Annotated in this window: 20 protein-coding genes; 8 read left to right on the top strand and 12 right to left on the bottom strand. The window is 70.6% G+C overall.

The genetic code is table 11. The annotated features are described in order from the left end of the window. Positions 1-948, top strand: a 948-nt coding sequence (locus tag Q8W67_RS19860; protein ID WP_305548973.1) for a methyl-accepting chemotaxis protein, incomplete at its 5' end; no start/stop codon positions are given. Between the two features lie 340 nt (positions 949-1,288). Next, positions 1,289-2,242 (top strand): helix-turn-helix domain-containing protein, encoded by a 954-nt coding sequence (locus Q8W67_RS19855; protein WP_305548970.1) that lies wholly within the window; start codon positions 1,289-1,291, stop codon positions 2,240-2,242. Between the two features lie 53 nt (positions 2,243-2,295). On the opposite strand, the gene Q8W67_RS19850 is transcribed toward Q8W67_RS19855, so the two are convergent. Together Q8W67_RS19850 and Q8W67_RS19845 are read right to left on the bottom strand one after the other, a co-directional pair. After that, a complete protein-coding gene (locus Q8W67_RS19850) occupies positions 2,296-2,547 on the bottom strand; it encodes a hypothetical protein (RefSeq protein WP_305548967.1) in 252 nt (83 codons plus the stop codon). Positions 2,548-2,621: 74 nt separating this feature from the next. Further along, positions 2,622-3,050, bottom strand: coding sequence for a MucR family transcriptional regulator (locus Q8W67_RS19845; protein ID WP_305548964.1), 429 nt, complete (start codon positions 3,048-3,050; stop codon positions 2,622-2,624). A 747-nt stretch (positions 3,051-3,797) separates the two neighbouring features. Between Q8W67_RS19845 and Q8W67_RS19840 the strand changes: the two genes are divergently transcribed. After that, on the top strand, positions 3,798-5,195 hold the full coding sequence (locus tag Q8W67_RS19840; protein ID WP_305548961.1) for a DUF4105 domain-containing protein: 1,398 nt from the start codon (positions 3,798-3,800) through the stop codon (positions 5,193-5,195). A gap of 65 nt (positions 5,196-5,260) precedes the next feature. Here the strand turns inward: Q8W67_RS19840 and Q8W67_RS19835 are convergent, their stop codons facing one another. Further along, positions 5,261-6,493 (bottom strand): serine hydrolase, encoded by a 1,233-nt coding sequence (locus Q8W67_RS19835; RefSeq protein WP_305548958.1) that lies wholly within the window; start codon positions 6,491-6,493, stop codon positions 5,261-5,263. 400 nt (positions 6,494-6,893) lie between these two features. Here Q8W67_RS19835 and Q8W67_RS19830 point away from each other — a divergent pair, with 400 nt between their 5' ends. The 3 genes from Q8W67_RS19830 (at position 6,894) to Q8W67_RS19820 (ending at position 8,948) form a co-directional block, all read left to right on the top strand. Then, positions 6,894-7,220, top strand: a complete 327-nt coding sequence (locus tag Q8W67_RS19830) for a multidrug efflux SMR transporter (protein ID WP_305548955.1) — start codon at positions 6,894-6,896, stop codon at positions 7,218-7,220. A 311-nt stretch (positions 7,221-7,531) separates the two neighbouring features. Continuing rightward, positions 7,532-8,080 (top strand): cell wall hydrolase, encoded by a 549-nt coding sequence (locus tag Q8W67_RS19825; protein ID WP_370693911.1) that lies wholly within the window; start codon positions 7,532-7,534, stop codon positions 8,078-8,080. 352 nt (positions 8,081-8,432) lie between these two features. Beyond that, on the top strand, positions 8,433-8,948 hold the full coding sequence (locus tag Q8W67_RS19820) for a hypothetical protein (RefSeq protein ID WP_305548949.1): 516 nt from the start codon (positions 8,433-8,435) through the stop codon (positions 8,946-8,948). A 187-nt stretch (positions 8,949-9,135) separates the two neighbouring features. Here the strand turns inward: Q8W67_RS19820 and Q8W67_RS19815 are convergent, their stop codons facing one another. Beyond that, entirely contained in the window at positions 9,136-11,394 is a 2,259-nt protein-coding gene (locus Q8W67_RS19815; RefSeq protein ID WP_305548943.1) for an SLC26A/SulP transporter family protein, read from the bottom strand. A 339-nt stretch (positions 11,395-11,733) separates the two neighbouring features. Here Q8W67_RS19815 and Q8W67_RS19810 point away from each other — a divergent pair, with 339 nt between their 5' ends. Beyond that, positions 11,734-13,128 (top strand): hypothetical protein, encoded by a 1,395-nt coding sequence (locus Q8W67_RS19810; protein WP_305548935.1) that lies wholly within the window; start codon positions 11,734-11,736, stop codon positions 13,126-13,128. 70 nt (positions 13,129-13,198) lie between these two features. Next, entirely contained in the window at positions 13,199-13,555 is a 357-nt protein-coding gene (locus Q8W67_RS19805; RefSeq protein ID WP_305548932.1) for a hypothetical protein, read from the top strand. A 21-nt stretch (positions 13,556-13,576) separates the two neighbouring features. Here Q8W67_RS19805 and Q8W67_RS19800 read toward each other — a convergent pair whose 3' ends face one another. The 8 genes from Q8W67_RS19800 to Q8W67_RS19765 all read right to left on the bottom strand — a co-directional run bounded on the left by Q8W67_RS19800 (position 13,577) and on the right by Q8W67_RS19765 (position 20,429). Then, positions 13,577-13,846 carry a hypothetical protein gene (locus tag Q8W67_RS19800; protein ID WP_305548929.1) on the bottom strand — a complete coding sequence of 90 codons (270 nt, stop codon included), beginning with the start codon at positions 13,844-13,846 and terminating at the stop codon, positions 13,577-13,579. Positions 13,847-14,046: 200 nt separating this feature from the next. Further along, entirely contained in the window at positions 14,047-15,222 is a 1,176-nt protein-coding gene (gene ssuD, locus Q8W67_RS19795) for an FMNH2-dependent alkanesulfonate monooxygenase (RefSeq protein WP_305548926.1), read from the bottom strand. 19 nt (positions 15,223-15,241) lie between these two features. Next, entirely contained in the window at positions 15,242-16,105 is an 864-nt protein-coding gene (locus Q8W67_RS19790) for an ATP-binding cassette domain-containing protein (RefSeq protein WP_305548923.1), read from the bottom strand. Continuing rightward, positions 16,105-16,887, bottom strand: a complete 783-nt coding sequence (gene ssuC / locus Q8W67_RS19785; RefSeq protein WP_305548979.1) for an aliphatic sulfonate ABC transporter permease SsuC — start codon at positions 16,885-16,887, stop codon at positions 16,105-16,107. Before ssuC ends, Q8W67_RS19790 begins: the two co-directional genes overlap by 1 nt. Beyond that, on the bottom strand, positions 16,887-17,900 hold the full coding sequence (locus tag Q8W67_RS19780) for a sulfonate ABC transporter substrate-binding protein (RefSeq protein WP_305548920.1): 1,014 nt from the start codon (positions 17,898-17,900) through the stop codon (positions 16,887-16,889). The genes ssuC and Q8W67_RS19780 overlap by 1 nt, the downstream gene beginning before the upstream one ends. A gap of 5 nt (positions 17,901-17,905) precedes the next feature. Next, positions 17,906-18,859, bottom strand: coding sequence for an aliphatic sulfonate ABC transporter substrate-binding protein (locus Q8W67_RS19775; RefSeq protein ID WP_305548917.1), 954 nt, complete (start codon positions 18,857-18,859; stop codon positions 17,906-17,908). An 8-nt stretch (positions 18,860-18,867) separates the two neighbouring features. Continuing rightward, positions 18,868-19,446 (bottom strand): FMN reductase, encoded by a 579-nt coding sequence (gene msuE / locus Q8W67_RS19770; RefSeq protein ID WP_305548914.1) that lies wholly within the window; start codon positions 19,444-19,446, stop codon positions 18,868-18,870. An 821-nt stretch (positions 19,447-20,267) separates the two neighbouring features. Next, positions 20,268-20,429 carry a hypothetical protein gene (locus tag Q8W67_RS19765; RefSeq protein WP_305548911.1) on the bottom strand — a complete coding sequence of 54 codons (162 nt, stop codon included), beginning with the start codon at positions 20,427-20,429 and terminating at the stop codon, positions 20,268-20,270. Positions 20,430-20,557: the final 128 nt, after the last annotated feature.

Raw genomic sequence — 20,557 nt, 5'->3', positions numbered from 1 at the left:
GGCGCGATGGCCAAGGCGGTGGACGTGTTCCGGCAGAACGCCATCGCCCGCGCCGATCTGGAGGCCGCGCAGGCCGCCGAGCACGCTGCCCGCGAGCGTCGGGCCGACCGGGTCGACCGGCTGGTCCGGGCGTTCCAGCAGACCGTGGCCGCGTCGCTGGAGGTCGTCACCGCGGCCGCCACCGAGCTCGACGCGACCGCGCGCTCGATGACCCGGGTCGCCGACGACACCAACAGCCAGGCGGTGGCCTCCAGCGCGGCCGCCGAGCAGACCTCGGCCAACGTCCAGACCGTGGCGTCGGCCGCCGAGGAGATGGTGTCCTCGCTGCAGGAGATCGAGCGGCAGGTGATCCGCTCCAACGAGGTCGCCAGCCATGCCGCCCACGAGGCGCAGACGAGCAGCGCCGCGATGGCGAGCCTGCGCATGGCCGCCGAGCAGATCGGCGCGGCGGTGACGACGATCTCGGGCATCGCCGGCCAGACCAACCTGCTGGCGCTCAACGCGACCATCGAGGCGGCGCGCGCCGGCGAGGCGGGCCGGGGGTTCGCCGTTGTGGCGGCTGAGGTCAAGGAGCTGGCGGGTCAGACCGCCAAGGCCACCGAGGAGATCGGCGGCCAGATCGCCGCGATCCAGGCGGCGACCGGCCAGGCGGCCGACGCGATCGAGCAGATCGGGCGCACGATCGGGATTGTGAACGAGATCAGCGGCTCGATCGCCTCGACGGTGGTGGAGCAGACGGCGGCCACGAGCGAGATCTCGCGCAACGCCGGCCAGGCCGCGCGCGGGACCCAGGACGTGTCGGCCAACGTGGCCCGCGTGCTGGCCGCCTCGGGGGAAACCGGCAGCGCCGCCGCGCAGGTGCTGAACGCCGCGGCCGCGCTCGCGACGCAATCCCTGACGGTCAAGCAGGAGGTCGACGGATTCCTGCGCGACATCCAGGCCGCCTGAGCACGCGCGAGAGTGCACGCTCCCGCGACTGGCGGTCAGCCAGCTTGTTCCAATCCGCGTCCAATGCAGGGCAGCCGCGTGCCGGATTTCATTCAGGCGCCCGGGACATTGTTCATGTTGCGGCTTCATGGACGTTGTGGAATTCTCTTGCGCGATGGTTCTAAGTCTGGGCAAGATCTGATTCGATTGTTTTCTGATGTATAAGATCGACAGGGATGGATTTGATGCCCTATGACCATATGCGCAGATAGATCTGAGACGAATCGAAATGTTTCATTCTGCTCTCAGTGCGCTGACGTTTTCATCCGGTGAATTTATGACGATTACGGAAAGTCGAGGATTGAGCGGTGCCTGGAGCTGGGTCCTCATGGGGGGCGAGCAGGTTTGGTCGCCGGGGTTCTTTCGCCTTCTCGGGCTGGTTCCGAACGCCGCGAAGGCGAGTTACGAACTGCTCCTGAGCTTGGTCCATCCGGAGGACCGCCACCGGCTGCCGTCGTTCGGCGAAATCCGGCAGGGTCACGTCCCCCGCGAGACGATCGTCCGGGTGATTCGCCCGAACGGAACCGTGCGCACCCTTTCGCTGGTGATGGAGGCGCGCTTCTCCGGCGACGGACGGCCCGTGGCCGTCAACGGGACGGCGCTCGACGTGACCGACCGCGAGCAGCTGTCGCATGTGAGCCATGAAGAGCGGCGCCGGCGGGGCGCGCTGTATCTCACGGAGCACATCGTCACCTTTTCGGTCGGGCTCGATCTCGTGCGCGAGATCCCCTTCGAGGTGGCTCAGGTGCACGGGCTGCCGCTCGAGAACATCTGTATCGACCCGTACATCATGATCGTTCCCGAGGAGCGCAACGCCTTCCAGGACGCCGCCGGCGGGCAGATCGAGCGCCGGCTATTCTTCCAGGGTACGGCTCACGAGCGTCTCGCCAACGGTGAACTCTGGAATTTCAGGATCATCACGGTACCGGTCCGGGATCCGGATGGCACCTACCTCGGTCGCTACGGGCTGAAATACCCGGTCCGGAGCCCCGTCCCCGTGCCGGCAGCGCTGTGCGAGGGACTGGATCAGGCCGTGACGGGCAACCATCTGCGCGCGGCCCGCGCCCTGCTCGATTGGTCGATGATGGATCTGGCCCAGGCCAGCGGCCTGTCTCACTCGACGGTGCGACGCCTGGAGGAGGACGGCGAACATCGGGGGAGCCGCTCGCGCCTTCAAGCCGCCTCGACGCTGCGCCGGGCCGGCATCCGGTTCATCCCCTTGGACGACGGCACGCTGGCCGTGGCGAAGGCCTGACCGGCCCGCTCATCACCCCCGGGCCGCGGCGAACCCGCCACGGTGCCGGCGCATCACGGCGTGCCGGGCGTGTCCGATGACCGGGTGGAAGCTGCGCGCACGAAGGCCAGGCAGGTGCGGCGCGCGGCCACGCTGCCGATCGCCATGAAGGCCGTCACGAGGTCGGCTGCCTGGGCGAGCGCCTCGTCTGGCTCGGCCTCGTCCGGGAAGAATGCCGCGACCGGCAGGCCGAGCCTGTCCGAGATGCGCTCCAGAATGGCTCGGGAGCGCAATGCCTCGGGGCGAGGCCCCCACGGCGACGTCATGGCGCGCGTCCCCCGCTGCCGGTCCGGCTGGCCCAAAACCGGGAGGCGGCAGGCGTGGAGACGCGCGCCATCACTCAGGCCACCTTGTGGCCGAGCTGGATCGCCTTGGCGATCTGCGAGCGCCGGGCGGCGTAGCTCGGCGCGACCATCGGGTAGTCGGCGGGCAGGCCGTAGCGCGCACGGTAGCGCTCGGGCGTGAGGCCGTGGGCGGTGAGGTGCCGCTTCAAGGTCTTGTAGGATCGACCGTCGATGAAGCTGATCAGACCCTCCTGCCCGATCGAGGCCTCGATCTGCGCGGCGCTCGGGCCGCTCCAGGACGACGCGGAGGCCGATGTCGCCCCCTGCAGCACCGAGATCGCCGTGTGAACCTGATCGATCAAAATCGGCAGTTCCCCCGCACCCACGGCGTTCCGCGATACATAGGCGGCGACCAGTGACGCCGTGCACTTGATCAAGTCGTAGCTCGGTTCCTGAGTTTTTTCTTGCACATCGATAGTGTCCATAGTCCCCCCGCTTCAGAAAATGGCGGACAGGCACGTGTCGGGCAAAAAATCACGGCCGTTTGGTCGGATAATATCGCCCTCACCCGCGCCTGACTGCTGATGCGTCGCCAGAATTGGCAGCTAAAGATACGAAATTGCAGCGCATTGTCCAGTCTATACCTTGAAATAGTCTTTGAGCTATTTTTGACCCGTCGTCGCAACACGAAGTTGTCCGCATCGAAGCTCTCGGCAGATATTGCTCACCCATGAACACCGGGCGCCGCGCAGGGGGGGGCGGGTCGGGCTTGGTCATCGGCGGCGCGGCGGATTATCAGCCCCGGCGCCTCGGGACATACGGGGCCCCGGACAGGTTCTCCCGCGCGGCGGCGGCTGGCGGATGCAGACACCTTCGGGCCGCGTACGGCTCTCGGGCGATCCGGCCAGTCCAACCGAGTTCGAGGCCGGCCGCTACGGCGCCTTCGTTCAGATCCCCTATGGGCTGTCGGATCTGGGGCGCGGTGGATCGGGCCTTCAGCCGGTTCTCACGCGTCCAAATTGATCTGCGCGGCTTCGAGGCCCGGCAGCGGCGAAGGGTTCGTGCGGAACGCGCCGCTCTCGAGGATCGGCCCGATCGGTATGCTCGGGCTGAGCCGATTGCCCCGGTGGATGCCGCGCCCCAGAGGTGCGCGGCCGCGACCCAATTAACAGAGTCCTCAGGCGACTCGTGAAATGTGCGGTCCGCACCTGCGTTCCTGAAGTCGACCGGTCATGTCCCATCCCTCCCGGCCTCCGCACCCGCATGGCGGCCCCGATCCGGATCGCCCGATCCGTGAGGGCAACGCCCGGATGGCGCCGCTCTGGCAGGTGCTGGTCGGACGCGAGGTGGTGCGCCGCCATGTGCACCTGATCCTGGCCGCCGGCCTGGTTTTGGCCGGGCTGGGCGTGGCCGTCATGATCGATGCCTTCGCGGGCGCGGTACACATCCCGGAACGCTGGTTCGGCCTTCTCCTGCTCGCCGATGGGATGGGTTCGCTCGGCGCCGGCATGGTCGCCGCGGGGGCGGCCCGACGGCTGCGGATCTTCAAGGGCCTGTTCCTGTCCCTGGCGGCCATCCTGATCATGATGGCGTCGGCCTCGAGCTTCTTCCTGCTCGCGATGCTGTTCGGCACCGCCTTCCTGGTCGACGGCGCGATCCGGATCATCCTGGCCTACCTGCTGACGTTTTCCGGATGGCGGACCTCGGCGGCGCTGGGCGCGCTGAGCGTCGCCTTCGGTCTGTTCCACCTTCAGCCCTGGCCGACTTGGTACGTGGGCACGGTGGGCTACTGCATCGGAATGTTCCTCATCCTCAACGGGGCGCGGCTCGCATTGGCGGGCCTGCGCACGCGGCGAACGGCTCCTGAGCCGGACGCGGCGCCCGCCGCGGACGCGTCGGAGAGCCTGACCGTCTATGTCTGGACACCGACCGGACAGGCCACGACGCCCGCCCGGCAGCGGCTGATCCGGCGCTACGTCGCGTCCGTCGACGTAAGGGGGCGGTTCTCCACCGGCCATGCCGCCCTCGAGCAGGGTGGAGACCTCTATGTCAGCCACTACCCCGCCGTGGAGATCGATCGCTCCCGCGCCAATCTCCGGTCCAGCCTGCGCGCGGGCCCCGAGAACGACGTCCCGGGCCGGTTCCTGCCGTCCCATCGCGACGAGGTCGCGGATTGGTGCGAGGCGACGGTCGCGGTCACCCTGCACGGCGTCGATGCCGGCCGGCTGCGGAGGTTCTGGGACGTTTATCGCCGCGACACCACCTACAACTTCATCAGCCGCAACTGCTCGACCACGGTGGCCCACGCGTTGGACGTGGCGGTCGAGGGAGCGTTCAACCGCTCCGGACATCCCTGGCAGAGCCTCGCCAAGGCGCTCACGAGCCCGGAATTCTGGGCGGCGGCCCTCCTGCGGAACGGGGCCCGGTCCATGACCTGGACCCCGGGGCTGGTGCTCGACTACGCGCGGGCGCTCAGCGCGCTCATCGATCCGGTCTCGCCGGTGCCATCGATCGCGTGGTCGGGCGTCGGGCGGCGGTTCGTCCGCAATTGGCGGACGGGATCGCTGACCCGGCTGTACCAGAGCGCCCGGCGCCGGTCCGCGCCGGATGCAGGCCCGACCGAGGCCTGATGAGGGCCGGGGCGCCGTGCCGAGACCGGCGGCCGGCCCTCACTTCTGCGCCCTGAGCGCCTGGGTCAGGGCGCTCTGCCGGCCGTGGCAGGGCGGCTGGCGGCGAGGTCGCCCGCGATGGCCTGCATCACCGACAGCGTATCGACCTCGTCCTGCTCGGCACCATGGTCGCTGAGCTTCACGATCACGGTGCCGGTGTCGCGGTTGACGTAGATGTACTGGCCGTAGACGCCGATCGCCGAGATGTCGCTGTCGTCGCCGCCGGGGGCGTGCCACCACTGGGCCGAATACTGCCAGCCGTCGACTTCGCGCCGGGCCGGCGTCACGATCCGGTCGATCCATCGGGCGGGAATGATGCGGTTCGGGCCCGCGCGGCCCTGGTCGGCGACCAGCAGACCGAGGCGGGCGAAGTCGCGGGCCGTCGCGTTGATGCAGCAGAAGGCCTTCTCGACGCCGCCGGTCCGGTCGAGGTTCCAGGTGGCGTCGGCCTGGGCGCCCATCGGCTTCCAGATCCGCTCCGAGAGCAGGTCCGCGAGCGGCTTGCCCTCGATGCGCGCCAGGATCAGGCCCAGCAGCTCGGTGTCGATGCTGCGGTAGCGGCCCTTGCTGCCGGGCTTGAACGCCAGGTGGGCGTTGTCGCGCACGAAGGCCGTGATGTCGCGCGTCAGATACATCCCGGCGGTGCCGGTCAGCGGATGCTGGGGATCGTAGTTCTCCGGCACGGCGATCCCGCTCGCCATGTCGAGGAGGTCGCGCACGGTGATCTGGCCGAAGACCGCGCCGTGCTGCAGATCGGGCAGCAGGGCTGAGACGCTATCGGTCTCGGAGAGCTTTCCGGTCGCCACCGCCGCGCCGACCAGCAGCGATACGATGGACTTGGCCACCGACCACGAGGGGAACAGCGTTTCCGGCCCGGTGCCGGGGCGATGCCACTCGTGGATCAGGACCCCGTCCTGCACCACCAGGAAGGCGTTGGTGTGCGTCGCCTCCAGCATCGTCCCGAGCGGGACCGGGCGCCCCTTCCAGTCGACGTGGTCCCGGATCTGGCGGGGGCGAACCGGCAGGTCCCGGGCCTGCGCGGGGGCCTGCACGATCCGGCTCGGAAACCATGTGCCGACCGACGACGGCTCGAGCACTGCAAGGGCCGCGAGGGTGACGGGATCGGGGACGTTGACCAGCGCCGAGGCCGTCCAGGCGCAGCCCGCGACCAGGGCGCCGCCGGCCGCCGCGATCACGCCCCATCGACGGCTCGAACGTGTTCGGACCGAGGGCTCCGGGCTCGCGGACGACAGGGTCATGATGGATCGATGTCGCTCTGGATCGTCAGTGTCGCGTTGCCGTCGACTCGGGCCCCGACGCGCGGCGAAAATGATGAGGGTGCGTTAACGAAGGCCCAATCCTGGCGGAGACTCGAGCCCTGGATGACTGGGCGGGGCATCTCCGCCGCATCGGCGAGGGAGCGAAGCGGCGGACGGTGCCGATCGCGATTTCGGGGGCCCGACGCCTGCGGTCCGGAAATGTTCATCGATTCCGCCCAGAAAGGTCGGCCGGTTGATGTCGATGTCCCGCGGCCCTCCGAGAGCCTGCTGCGTTCGGGCACCGCTTGGCATGCTCTATCTGTTTGTCAAAGAATGATTTTGTCGGAAAGCCGGGTTCCATGTTTCCGCGTCCTGCGTTCGCACGAAGGCCCTCTGCGCGATGAACCCATTCCTGATCCTCGGGCTCGCGATCGGTGCGGAGGTCACCGCCACCCTGGCGCTGAAGGCCGCCGAGGGCCTCACGCGGCCCGGGCCGACGCTGATCGTGGCCATCGGGTACGGCACCGCCCTGTGGCTGATGTCGAGCAGCATGGACATGCTGCCGATCGGCGTCGTCTATGCGATCTGGTCGGGGGTCGGCATGATCGGCGCGGCGCTCGGCGGCGCGTGGCTTTACGGCGAGGCGATCAGCCCGACCATGCTGGTGGGGATCGCCGTCATCGCGGTGGGCGTGACCATCCTGGCGGCCGGCCAGGGCCAGCACTGAGGGAGGGTGCCCGCAGTCGGTCCGGTTCGGCACCTCGAGCGGGACGCTCCCCCGTTCTGGACGGCGCGGCCGCCCGAGCCGGTCGTCCCGGAGGACAGGCTGGGACTCCCCGCCTCCGGGCATGCACCGCTTGCGCCGAAGGGGCCGGTCGTCGCCACATCCTCGCCGCGAACGTGCACTCAAGCTTGACCAGTGCAATGACGGAGCGCGGCGACGCCTGGATATGGGCGGCGGTTGCGCGCCGAGGCGAGAGGCGGACGGAGCGCTCATGCATGCAGGGTCGTGAGAGGACGAAGGCCGTTTCGAGATTGTTGGCTCTGGCCGCCGCGGGCTGCCTCGGGGCCTGCAATACGGTGTCACCGCTGGTCACAGGATCGATTCCCGACCGCAAGCCGCCGATGGTCGTCAGCGATGCCGAACGCGACTGCCTCGGCCGGGCCATGTACTTCGAATCGAACCGGAGCGACGAGGGCGGTCTGCTCGCCGTCGGCACGGTGGTCATGAACCGGCTGGAGGCCGCGATCTTCCCGGGCGGCATCTGTGCGGTGGTCGGACAGCCCGGACAGTTCGCTCCCGGCGTCCTCACAAAACCGATGCAGGAACGGGACCTGCAGAAGGTCGCCGATGCGGCCGATGCGGTGCTGGCGGGTGAGCGGCACCCGAAGGTCGGGAAGGCGATGTACTTCCACACCGCGGGGCGGCACTTTCCCTATAAGAACATGCACTACGTGGCCGTGGCCGGCGGCAACGCCTTCTACGAGAAGCGCGATCCCCGCAGCGCCAAGCCCGACGAGGCGGCAGCCGCCCCGCCCGCAGCCGTCGCGACCTATGCGGCGGCTCCCGCTCCGCCGGCGCAGTAGAGCTGTCCTGCCAGCCCGACGAAGAGCCGGATGGGAACAGGCACGACGCCTCGCCGGCCTCCATTCGCGCCAGGCTGCGGCCGCCGGTCCCGCCGGCCGGCGGCGGGTGACACGGGAACCGGCTCCCCTCCGCTCGACCCGGCCATGCGCCGGCCAGGCGCGCCCTTCTGCACGTCTGATGCTCTGCCTCGCGTGTTGTGTCCGGGCACCTGTTCAAAGCTGCTCACGACCCAGCTGCGATCAAACCGACAAACCATGCGAGACGATGCGCGCTCCTCGGTGCATCGCCTCGTCCCGAAAGCCGACGGCCACCGTTCTGGGCAATGATCTAGGACGCTGACTTGCCGAGGCTGTGTTCCTGGGCGACGTGAACGGCGCCGCCCTGTCGCTCGACCTCCTGTCGGGCGACGGTCAGGATGTGGTGCCGGCGTTGCGGCTCGGCGATCGCGCACCACAAGCGGAAAAGCTCCAGCGTAAGGACCGCGTCGCGGTCCTGTCCCGGACCTTGAAAGAAGGTCTCGACCGGGCAACCCAGCGCATCGGCCAATCTGTCCAGAAGAGCGTCCGCTCGGGCGTCCAGGCCCATGGCGAAACCTGTTCCCCCGAAGCATCGGAGCCAAGTTTATCTTCTGGCTGTGATGCTCTGCATTCAACCAGGTTATCGCCCGCCCTGTCCGACGATCACGGTTTCAAAGGCTTGGTGGAGGCCGCCTTCGCGATGCATCGGCCTTTGCTCGCCTGCTGTAGGTCTACCATGCAGCTCTGGTCGCGCTTGTTGCTGATCGCAACCGGTCCGCGATTCGACGCGGATGCGGCCGCCGGTCACGCAGGAGCGGGGGGCTGCCGCGACCGGGGCATGCGCGGATGACCTGCTCGGCGGGGAGCGGCACAACGCGGCTTGGATGCGCGCCGCGGCGGCGGAGGATCCGAATAACTGACCTCGATGAATCCGATTCATCGGGGAATGCCCGCGCGTCTGCACGGCGGCGGGCGTCCGCCGGACCCCACGGATACCGACCATCGGTGGGGATCCGGGGGGACTGGCTATCGGCGCCTCACGCCAACTCGGCCTCGAGCAGGCGGTTGGTGTCGGCGACCTTGCCGGCGAGTTCCAGGATCAGGAAGCGCTGAAGGGACAACGCCAGGTCTGGGCGCTCGCGCTCCATGCGGGCGAGGGCGGCGCGGTCGACGCCGACCACGCGGCAGAGGCTCTCGGCGATGGCGGTGGCGGTGCGCTGGCCCCCCTGCGCCAGCCCGATCTCGCCGATCACCGTGCCCGCCGTGGTGGTGCGCAGGCGCAGGTTGGTGCGCCCCGGCATCTCCATCTCGATGGAGATGACGCCGTGCTCGAGGAAGTACAGGGCTTCGGCCGGCTCGCCCTGGCGGAGCAGCGCCTCACCCACCTCCAGCGTGCGGACGCTGAGATACGGCGCGAAGTCGCCCGGCGCGAGCGCGCAGCCCAGCCTGTCCGCCATGTGCTGGGCGAAGAGCGCGGCGTCGCCCTCCCGGGCGGCACCGGCCTGCGACAGCAGGATCGCCTCCGCTTCGCGCAGGGCCTCGTCGAGGGTGTGCAGGGTTCGGATCCGCGGGCCGGCGAGGCCGCCGCGGTCGACCTGCCTCAGGGCCGCCGGGCCGAGATGGACCAGCAGCACGTCGAAGCCGCGTTGCTCGGCGAGTTGCCCGATCTTGCGAAACGCGATCAGCGCCGAACTGTCGAGCCCGACGCAATCCCGGAAGTCCAGGATGAGGACGCGCAGCGCCCCGGCCTCCGCGGCGGCCCGGCGGTAGATCGCCTGCGCGTTCAGGAAGAACAGGTAGCCCTGCAGGGTGTAGATCCGGGTCCGGCACCCCGCCTCGCGCAACAGCTCGGCCGTGTCGGGGGCGCGGATGACGCTGCTGCGCCGCTCCGCACCGGAGAGCGCCCGGCGGATCGCCGGGATCTGCGCGTACTGGACCGCGAAGATCAGGATCGCCAGCACGACGCCGATCAGGAAGCCCGCGGTGGCGCCGAAGATCGCGGTCGCGCCGCACACGGCCAGGGCGATGCCGATCTCCCAGCCCGGGAAGGTGCGGCAGACGATGGCGAGATTGACCAGCAGGCCCAGGCCGATGGCGATCAGGGCGCCCCCGGCGAGCGGGCGCGGCAGAAGCGCCAGGGGGCTCGCGCCGAACACCAGCAGAGCCGCCATGATGGCGAGCGTCAGCCACCAGCCGAGCCAGTGGCTGCCGCCGATATTGTGCAGCAGCAGCGTCGAGGTCCGCCCGAACCCCGTCGCAGGGCTGCCGAACAGGCTGCCGACGAGGTTGGCCGAGCCCGAAGCGAGGAACATCCGGTCGATGTCCAGCTCGCGCCGCATCTCCAGCTCGACGCTGATGACGTAGAGGATCTGGATGATGATCGCGACGACGACCTCGGTGGCGATCTTGGGCAGGATCGGCAGGAGCAGGGCGGGGTCGAAGGCCTGGAGGCCGGCCACGGCCGGGGCCCGGAGCAGGGAGCCCGCCGGCAACGGGTCGATCAGCCATCCGGCCGCCTGCGCGGCTTCCGTGCCGACGCCCTGCCAGGCCAGTCCGAGATGCACGACGACCAGGCTGGCCAAGATGACCGCGGGATAGGTGCCCCAGTGCCGGACGCGGCGGGGCAGGTAGAAGGCGCACAAACCGATCCCGAGCGTCAGGCCGATGCGCCCGAGCGTACCGGGATCGATGAGGCCCGGGGCGAGCGCCGCTGGCTCGAAGGCCCCGAGCAGGCGAGCGACCGGATCGTCGAGATGGGCGCCGATCTGCAGGCCGCTGCGCAGGAACAGCAGCCCGACGCCGCCGAGGAAGCCGGTCAGCACCGGGTAGGGCAGCAGCTGCGCCAGAAGCGAGGCGCGCAGGGTGCCGAGCAGCACGAAGACAAGGCCGGTGACGAAGGTCGAGACGCCGCAGGCGACGAGCACGATCCGGCCGATCGCGTCCGGATCGGTCACGCCCGCCATGCGCAGCCGCTCGGCCACCGCGGCGGCGATCGCCGCCTGCACGATCGCAGCCGCTCCGATGAAGGAGAGCGACACCAGCACGGTCCGCCGGAGCGCGACGAAGACGAGGCTGCCCAGCACATAGGCCGCGAGCATCGCCGATATCCCGGCGACGCGGCTCTCCGCGAGCGGGCCCGAGAAGATGAGCTGCGAGAAGCTGATGAGATCGAGCAGCAGCACCATCACGGCCACGGCCGCCGCCGCGATCGTGCGCGCCGTGCGCACCAGCGCGTCGCTCCCCTCGGCCGGCTGCCGCACCCCGCCCCCGGCGGAGGACATGTCGGTGATTGTCATCGGCGCGGCATCCGTATCCCGAAGCTTCGACGGAGGCCGACGCTGCAGGTCCCATGCAGTCCCGCGAGCGATCGTCGCGAAACCGCAAGAATCACGCTTGGCCGGGCCCCATCGGACCCCATGGCAGCCCCGCGCTTAAATTATCGTGCAGCCCGCGACGGTCCGAAGACAGGGATCCCCGATCCGGGACGTGGATGGCGCGCGCGCCTGCGCGATCCCGCTGCGCTTCCAGGGCAACGGCGGCAGGCTCTATCGCTTTGTGCGCGCATGATGATCCCGGAAACCGGGATTCCACTTCCCCGCATCATGCCCTAAGCGGGCGCCAGTCAGGAGCCGCAGATGTTCGCACCGATCCGCCCTCCCCGCCCCGTGCGCGCGGCCCTGCTGCTCGCCTGCCTCGCCGGGCCCGCGCTGGCCGAGGACGCCCCGTCGATCGCCTGGCCCGAGCCCGGCGGGCGGGCCACGGTCAGCCGGCCCTTCAACGGATCCGCCATCACGGTCGGTATCTCGTCCCGGACCGGCGGCGCCATCGACAGCCTGACCTGGGGGGGCACCCAGTTCGTCAACGCGCACGATCACGGCCGCGAGCTGCAATCGGCCTCCTCCTATGACGGCTACGGCGAGTGCCTGAATCCCACCGAGGCGGGCAGCGATTCCGACGGCACCGGCCCGCGCAGCACGAGCCTGCTCACGGCCCTGCAGGTCGGTCCCGACACGCTCCAGACGCGGTCGCAGATGGCCTACTGGATCGAGCCTGGCCGCGTCACAGGCAGCTGCCCGAAGGGACCCGGCCCCCACGCCTCGCCCCGCTCGGACGACGTTCTGGCCAAGCGTATCACCCTCGGGGCCGAGGGGGTGGCCAACGCCATCGCGTACCGCGTCACCTACATCACCGCGCAGCCCCACGCGTCCGCGACCTTCGAGGCGGCGACCGCCTACATGCCCCCGGACTTCACGCGGTTCTGGAACCTCGATCCGGCGACGGGCCAGTCCGCCCCTCTCTCCGCCGGGCCGGGGGAGCAGGGCGTTCCGGTGATCCTGGCCAATGCCGACGGCTCCCGGGCTATGGGCGTCTACAGCCCCGCCCTCCCCCAGCCGACGGTGCCGAACGCGGGTTACGGCCGGTTCGACTTCGCGACCCTGCCGGGCCCCGGCAACGCGACGGTGAAGTGGAACTGCGTCTTCCGGGAGAACAACGTCCCGGCAGGCGCGCGCACCTACACCTGCTACGTGGTGGTCGGCACGCTGCAGGATGTCCGCGCCGGTATCGTCGCGCTGCAGGCGGCGCTGACCGGCCGCGGGACCGTCCCCGCCAAGCCAACCGGGCCGGCGCCCCAGGCGGCCCTCGCGCCGCCGCCGCCGGCCCCGCGGATCCCGGGCGTGGCGCTCTATGTCGGGACACAGGGCGGCTGCAACGCCGGCGAGGTGACCATCGATCCGGGCTACAAGGGCTGCGCCACGGCGCCGGTCGGCGCCACGCGGGCGCAGCCGAGTTCGCCCGCGGACGCAGCTGTCTTTGTCGGCACCGCGGCCGGGATCGATGCCGGGCTGGTCACCAATAACCCGCACCATCTCGACGCCGGAACGCGTCCGATCGGCTACCTCGCGGGCCCCGGTACGGGCGGGACGCCGCTCTATGTCGGCACGCAGGCGGGGTGCAACGCCGGGGTGGTCTCGACCAACCCGGCCCATCTCAATTGCCGCGGCGCCCCGCTGGGGATCGCCGTGCGGTGAGGCCGTCGCTCGAAGCCCCGGAACCGGACATCGACCGGTAACCTGAATCAGCCAGCACGTGCCGATGCGGATGCCCCTGTCGCCACCTGTCCGGATGCCCCTGCTGAGCCTGCTGGCGATCCTCGCCGGCACCGGGCCGGGACCTGCCTGCGCGGCGAACGGCGATCTCTCGGGGCTGGAGCGGGCTTGGCACGGCTGCGTGCGCGAGACCTACGCGGCCCAGCCCGCAGGCCAGAGCCGGGCGGCGTCGGAACTCAGCGCCCTGGACGCGTGCCGGGCGCACGAGGACCGATACGTGGCGGCCCTGATGGCCGCGCGGATCGGCGGGGACCGGCCTCCCGGGGCCCGGGTGCGCGCCTGGGCGGCGACCATGGCGGCCTCCCTGGTCGACCCGGTCACCGCCTGGATCCAGGCCCTGCGGCGCTGACGCCGCGGAGGGCCGGGAGGCTCAGCGCGCCTCGCTGACGCGCTTGGTCGCCCGCTGCTCCTGTTTGTAGGCGGTGATCGCCGCGGAGCAGCCCGGCGAGAGCTTCTTGAGGTTGGCCTTGAAGCACGCCTCGACCTCCGGGCCGCCGGGCGCGTAGGCGCTGCAATACTCCATGTAGTCGCCGGTGCAGTTCTGCTTGAGCGCCGCGCGGGCCGGGGATTGCTCCGCGAGGGCTGCCGCCGGGCCGAGGCAGAGACCGAGGGTCAGGAGGACCGCCTTGGTCGAAGTCATGGATGTCCTTGTCGCTTGTCCGGGCCGCGCGACCGGGCCGCGCGGCGATGGGCGCGGCGCATGGGCGCCAAGGATGGCGTGACTTTGGCGCGGATGTGCCGAACCTGCGCAATCCCCCGATCTTCCCGCTTTCCAACGCCGGCCCCAGCTGATCGCGGCGCGCATCGGGCCGCCGACGGGCTCCGGACCGTTCCGCCCGATCAGTGCGCCCCGACGCGGCGGGCCGGCACGAGATCGTTGGCGATGATCTCGCCGAACGGCCCGTCGTTGCGGGCATTCCCGGTCGGCCGGCCCGTGGTGGCGCGCAACGGCAGCTTCGGGAAGACCAGCTCTGCGAAGCGGTAGGCCTCCTCGAGATGCGGGTAGCCCGACAGGATGAAGCGGTCGATCCCGAGATCGATATACGCCTTCATCCGGTCGGCGATCTGATCGGCCGAGCCCACCAGCGCCGTCCCAGCCCCGCCGCGCACGAGACCGACCCCGGCCCAGAGGTTGGGCGAGACCACGAGCTTCTCGCGGTTGCCCCCGTGGAGGGCCATCATCCGGCTCTGGCCGACCGAATCCTGCCGCTTCAGGGTTTCTTGCGCCCGCGCGATCGTGGCGTCGTCGAGCTTCGAGATCAGCCGTTCCGCAGCCTCCCAGGCCTCGGCCTCGGTCTCCCGGGCGATCACGTGCAGGCGGATGCCGTAGGAGAAGGTCTTGCCCCGCGCCTCGGCGGCCTGCCGGGCGGCGGCAATCTTCTCGGCCACCTGGGCCGGCGGCTCGCCCCAGGTGAGGTAGACGTCGCAATGCTCGGCCGCGACCGCCATGCCGGCCGCCGAGGAGCCGCCGAAATAGAGCGGCGGGTAGGGCTTCTGCACCGGCGGGAAGATCACCCGGCCGTTCTCGGCGCGCAGGTGCTTGCCCTGGAAGGTCACGGTCTCGCCCGCGAGCAGGCCGCGCCAGACCGTCAGGAACTCGTCCGTGACCGCGTAGCGTTCGTCGTGGGACAGGAACACGCCGTCGCCGGCGAGTTCCACCGGGTCGCCGCCGGTGACCACGTTGATCAGCAGGCGCCCGTCCGAGATCCGGTCCAGGGTCGCGGTCATGCGGGCCGCCGCGGAGGGCTCCATCAGGCCCGGCCGCACCGCCACCAGGAAGCGCAGGCGCTTCGTCAGCGGCGCCAGCGCCGAGGCGACGATCCAGGAATCCTCGCAGGAGCGCCCGGTCGGCAGCAGCACGCCGTAATAGCCGAGCTCGTCCGCACCCTGGGCGATCTGGCGGAGATAGCCGAGAGACACTTCCCGGGCGCCCTCCTGGGCGCCGAGATAGCGCCCGTCGCCGTGGGTCGGCAGGAACCAGAGGACGTCGGCGCGCCCGTCGTTCGGTGCGGTCATCGAGAAACTCCGTTGCGCTTCAGGCGCCCTGCGGCGCGCCGAGCAGATGATCGAGAATACGGCCTTCGAGGTGCGCGAGATCCGGGTCCCCGCGCCGGCGCGGGCGCGGCACGTCGACCCGCAGGTCGAGGGCGATGCGGCCGGCCTCGACCACGAGGATGCGATCGGCCAGAGCCACCGCCTCGGCGACATCATGGGTGACGAGGAGCGCGGTGAAGCCCTGCGACAGCCAGATTCGCTCGATCAGATCCTGCATGCCGATGCGGGTCAGGGCGTCGAGGGCGCCCAGCGGCTCGTCGAGGGCGAGCAGGCCGGGCCGGCTCACCAGTGCCCGGGCGAGCGCCACGCGCTGGCGCTGGCCGCCCGACAGGGTCGCGGGCCATTGCCCCGCCTTGTCGGGGAGACCGACCTCGGCCAGCGCCGCGAGCGCCCGCTCCCGGCGCTCGGCCCGGCTGCCATGGCCGGACAGGCCGACCGCGACGTTGTCGACGACCCGCGCCCAGGGCAGCAGGCGCGGCTCCTGGAACATGATCCGCTTCGGCGGTTCGGACCGGCGCGGGCCGGCCTCCGGCCCTTCGAGGGCGATCCGGCCGCCGGTGGGCGCCTCCAGCCCGAGGATCAGGCGCAGCAATGTGCTCTTGCCGCAGCCGGAGCGGCCGACGACCGCTGTGAACCCGCCGGCCGGCAGGTACAGGTCGAGCCCAGCGATGACGGCGTTGCCGTCGAAGCTCTTGCGCAGGTCGCTAGCCGTCACGGCGATCCCGCGGGGCGCGGGGACCGGGGAAAGCGGTCGCGACCGCGCGGGGGCGGCGGGCGCGTCCGCGATCCGGAGCTCGGCGCCGGGATCGGTCAGAGTCTCGCGGCGGACGGCGTCGAGCAGCATCAGGCGCTCCTGTAGGCGGGGTTCCAGGCGAGGCAGGCCCGTTCCAGCTGGCGCGTCAGCGCGTCGGCGAGCTTGCCGAGCGCCGCGTAGATCAGGATCGCCAGCACCACGACGTCGACCAGCATGAACTCGCGCGCCTGGATGGCCATGTAGCCGAGACCCGAGGAGGCCGAGATCGTCTCGGCGACGATGAGCGTCAGCCACATGATGCCGAGCGCGTAGCGCAGGCCGACGAAGATCGACGGCAGGGCGCCGGGCAGCACCACCCGGGTGAACAGCTCCGCCCGGGACATGCCGTAGACCCGGCCCATCTCCACGAGGCCCGGATCCACCGAGCGGATGCCGTGCAGGGTGTTGGCGTAGATCGGGAAGAACACGCCGAGCGCCACCAGGAACAGCTTGGCCTCCTCGCCGATGCCGAACCACAGGATCACCAGCGGGATCAGCGACAGGTGAGGCACGTTGCGCACCATCTGCACGGAGGTGTCGGTCAGCCGCTCCGAGAGGCGCGACAGGCCGTTGGCGAGGCCGAGCGCGAAGCCGATTCCGCCACCGACCACGAAGCCCGCGAGCGCCCGCAGGGTGCTGACCCCGAGATTGGTCCAGAGTTCGCCGGTCCGTCCGGCCTCCCAGCCGGCCCGGACCACGTCGAGGGGCGCCGGCATGAACCGGCTGGAGACGAGGCCGGACGAGACCGCGGCCTGCCAGCCCAGCAGGATCGCGGCCGGCAGCAGCCAGGGCAGAGCCGTGTCGCGGAGACGGCCGAGGGGGGTGGCGCGCATCATCGCGCCTCCGCCCGGCGTTCGGGCTGGATCCAGACCGCATCGGCGACGCGGATGGGCTTCGGCAGGAGGCCGAGGCCGTGGAAGGCATCGGCCACCCGCTGCTGGTCGGCCACGGTCGCGGCGTCGAGGGGCGTCACGCCGTAGGACAGGCGGCCCAGCGCCACGCCGAGGACGGGGGCCGGGATGCCCACGGAGGGAGCGAGTTCCGTCGCCACGGATTCGGCGTGGCCCGCGGCCCAGGTATCGACCTCCCCGATCACCTTGAGCACGGCCGAGACGATCTCCGGGCTCGCCTCGGTGAAGGCGCGCCGCGACAGGTAGAACTGGCGGTTGGGGGCGAGCCCCTGCCCATCGGCGAGCACCCGGGCGCCCGTGGCGCGCTCGGCGGCGGCGAGGTACGGATCCCAGATCGCCCAGGCATCGACGGCGCCACGCACGAAGGCGGCGTTGGCGTCGGCCGGTGCCAGGAAGGCGAGTTTCACCGCGTCGTAGGGCAGGCCGGCCCGCTCCAGGGCGCGCACCAGCAGGAAGTGGACATTCGAGCCCTTGTTGAGGGCGATGGTCCGGCCGCGCAGGTCGGCCACGCTGCGGACGGGACTGTCCTTGGGCACGAGGATCGCCTCGCCCCGCGGGGCCGGCGGCTCGGTGGCGACGTAGCGCAGCTCCGCGCTCGCGGCTTGCGCGAAGATCGGCGGAGCCTCGCCGGCCGAGCCGAAATCGATCGCCCCGGCATTCAGCGCCTCCATGAGCGGCGGCCCGGACGGGAATTCCGACCAGGCGACCGTGTAGCCCAGGGGCTGGAGCGCGCGTTCGAGGACCCCGCGGCCCTTCAGCAGCACGAGGGAGCCGTACTTCTGGTAGCCGACCCGGATGCTGCCGCCCGCCGCGCGCGCCGGGCGCAGGGTGAAGGCCGCCGCGAGGCCGAGCCCGGCGGACAGGAGCAGGCGGCGGCTCGGGGTGAGCTCGGCGGGGCGAGGCAGGGACAGGGCGCGGGGCGTTCGGTCGGTCATGGATCTCAGCCGTTGCGGGCGGGGGCCGTCCAGAGTGCGTCGGCGATGCGGATCGGCGTCGGGATCAGCTTCAGGGCGTGGAAGCGGTCGGCGATGGCCTGCTGTGCGGCAGTCACGCGGGCGTTCATCGGGCCGATCACGTAGTCGGTCCGGCCGACAGCCCGGCGGGCCGCGGTCAGCGGCACGCCGGTCCCCTGCGACAGGAGCGTGGCGACCGCGCCGCGGTTCTGCGTGCACCACGCCGCCACTTCGCCGAGCGCGTCGAGCGCCGCGGTGAGCACCGCGCCGCGGGTCTCCGCGAAGGGCCGGCTCGCCAGGAAGAAGTTGTTCTGCGGGGTGATGTCGGTGGCGAGGGCCAGCACCCGAACCCCCTCCCCCGCCTCGGCGATGGCGAAATAGGGATCCCAGATCGTCCAGGCGTCGATGCTGCCGCGGGCGAAGGCCGCCGCCGCATCGGCCGGGGCCAGCGTCACCGGCTCGATATCGGCGTAGCGCAGGCCTGCCTTCTCCAGGGCCGCGACCGTGAGGTTGTGCGCGCTCGACGCCTTGGGAAATGCGACGCGCCTGCCCTTGAGGTCGGCGAGGGTCTGGATGGTCGACCCCCTGGGCAGCAGGATCCCGGCGCCGGAGCCGCCCGACTCCTGGGCCGCCGCGTAGACGAGGCCGGAGGAGCGCGCCGCCTGCGCGAAGATCGGCGGTCCATCGCCGGTCTGGCCGAAATCGATCCCGTCGAGGGACAGGGCTTCCAGCAGAGGCGGCCCGAACGAGAATTCGATCCAGCGCACCGTCTGGCCGAGGGGCTCCAGGTGGCGCTCGATGATCCCCTGCTGCTTGGCGACCACCAGGATGCCGTTCTTCTGGTAGCCGATGCGCAGCACGCCGGGCTCGGCCGCGCGGGCGCCCCGCAAGGTGGGGACGGCCGCCAGGGACGCGGCCAGCAGGGTGCGGCGGTCGAGCATCGCGCCCCTCATTCGGCCGCTGCGAGCGCGACCGGGCCGGCCGTCGCGGCCGCCCGGTGCGCGAGCAGCGCGGCGAGCTGACCGCCCGCCTCCGCGGCGCGGGCGCGCACGCCGGCCTCGGTGAGCGCGCCCGCGCTGAAATCGGCGTCCGAGGCGTAGACGGCTGTGGGGATCTGGAGCGCGCCGAAGAAGCCGAAGAGCGGCCGGAAGGCATGCTCGACCACCAGGGCATGGCGCGCCCCGCCGCCGGTGGCCACGATGGCCACGGGCTTGCCCGCCAGGGCGCCCGGATCGACCAGGTCGAACAGGTGCTTGAACAGTCCGGTATAGGCGCCCTTGTAGACCGGCGAGCCGACTACGAGCCCGTCCGCCTCCTCGATCGCCTCCAGCACCCTGCGGGCGGGCAGCGGGAGCTGGTCGCGGGTCCAGGCGCCTCCCAGGCCGGGTCCGGCATCGACGAAGTCGAAGATCCGCCCGTCGAACGCGGCTTGGTTGCAGGCCTCGCGCAGCACCGCGTCGACCAGCGTACGGGTCTTGGACGGGCGCTGCACGTTGGCGCTCAGCCCGACGAGTCTCGGTCGTGTCATTGCGGAAGCCTTGCGATGATGCTGGATCGCTCGGGTCGGTCGAGCGCTGTAGATCTTTGACCGAAGATCTGAACAGGATGCTAGAATTGCTGCCTGTAGTATCCGACGTCAATGAAACAGATTTTCCAATTCGTCTTTCATGAAAAAAAGTTCTCCTCGAAAATGTTCGTCTTGAATGTGATTTCATCTCAGCTGCCGGCGGTGATGGCTTCAGATCTCGGCCTGAAGGGCCAGGGCAGAGCACCCGAACGCGCGTTCCACCTCCCGTTCGCCTCGTCGGGAGGATAGGATTTGTCGGGTCCCGCCTTTCGGGGAAGGATCGTTCCCGGTGCGCGGACCCCTGGCCCGACCCGAATCTCGCTCGCCGGATTCCCGAGACGGTCCCGGCCCCGGTACGGTTGCCGCGTGGAACGGGAAGACGCCCTGGCGCGCCCGAGCACCAAGCGGCGCAAGACCATTCCCGAGGATGCCTTCGCGCTGCCCGAGGCGCGGCGCTCGGCATCGAGGACGCCGCGCAAGTCCGCAACGCCGAGGCACGGGCGGCGCTGGCCCGAAGGCCGACCGGTTGCTGGGCAGGGATTGAGCGGCGCCCTCGGCTGAAGCGCGCGCCGCCGGAGCGGCCGCCGGTTCGGCGCGAGAGAACGCCTCACGGCAAGGACTTGCAGCCGTGGTTCTCGACAGGATCCCGGAGCGTGCTCCGCCGGTCTGGGTACGGACCGCACCGCGCACGAAAAAGGCCCGCCGGACAGGCGGGCCGCGATGGTTCGGTCGGTCGAGAAGGCCTATTCGGCCGCGGTCATCCCGGCGGTGAAGTGGCCGCACTAGTCACCCGTCGACACGACCGGCCACAGCCCCTTGGATTCCGGCTCCGGCTGGCTGACCGGGGGGTTGAACCGGCACAGGCCTGCATCGCCCGGGGCGGCCGCGCCGTTGCCCTTGTGCTCGTCGAAGAACTTGCAGCTCTCGCAGTTCGCGCTGGCCATGTCTCGATGCTCCCGGGTTGGATCGACGTCGTGCCGTTCTTTGTTACGAATTAGAACAGCTATAATCTGGCGATCAATCCGTGACCGGGCGGGTGGTTCCATCCGGTCGGCCAAGCCCGCCGCTCGGG

Source organism: Methylobacterium sp. NEAU K, from assembly GCF_030700285.1.
In the GTDB taxonomy this organism is placed as follows: domain Bacteria; phylum Pseudomonadota; class Alphaproteobacteria; order Rhizobiales; family Beijerinckiaceae; genus Methylobacterium.
This window is presented reverse-complemented; position numbering and strand designations above follow the sequence as displayed.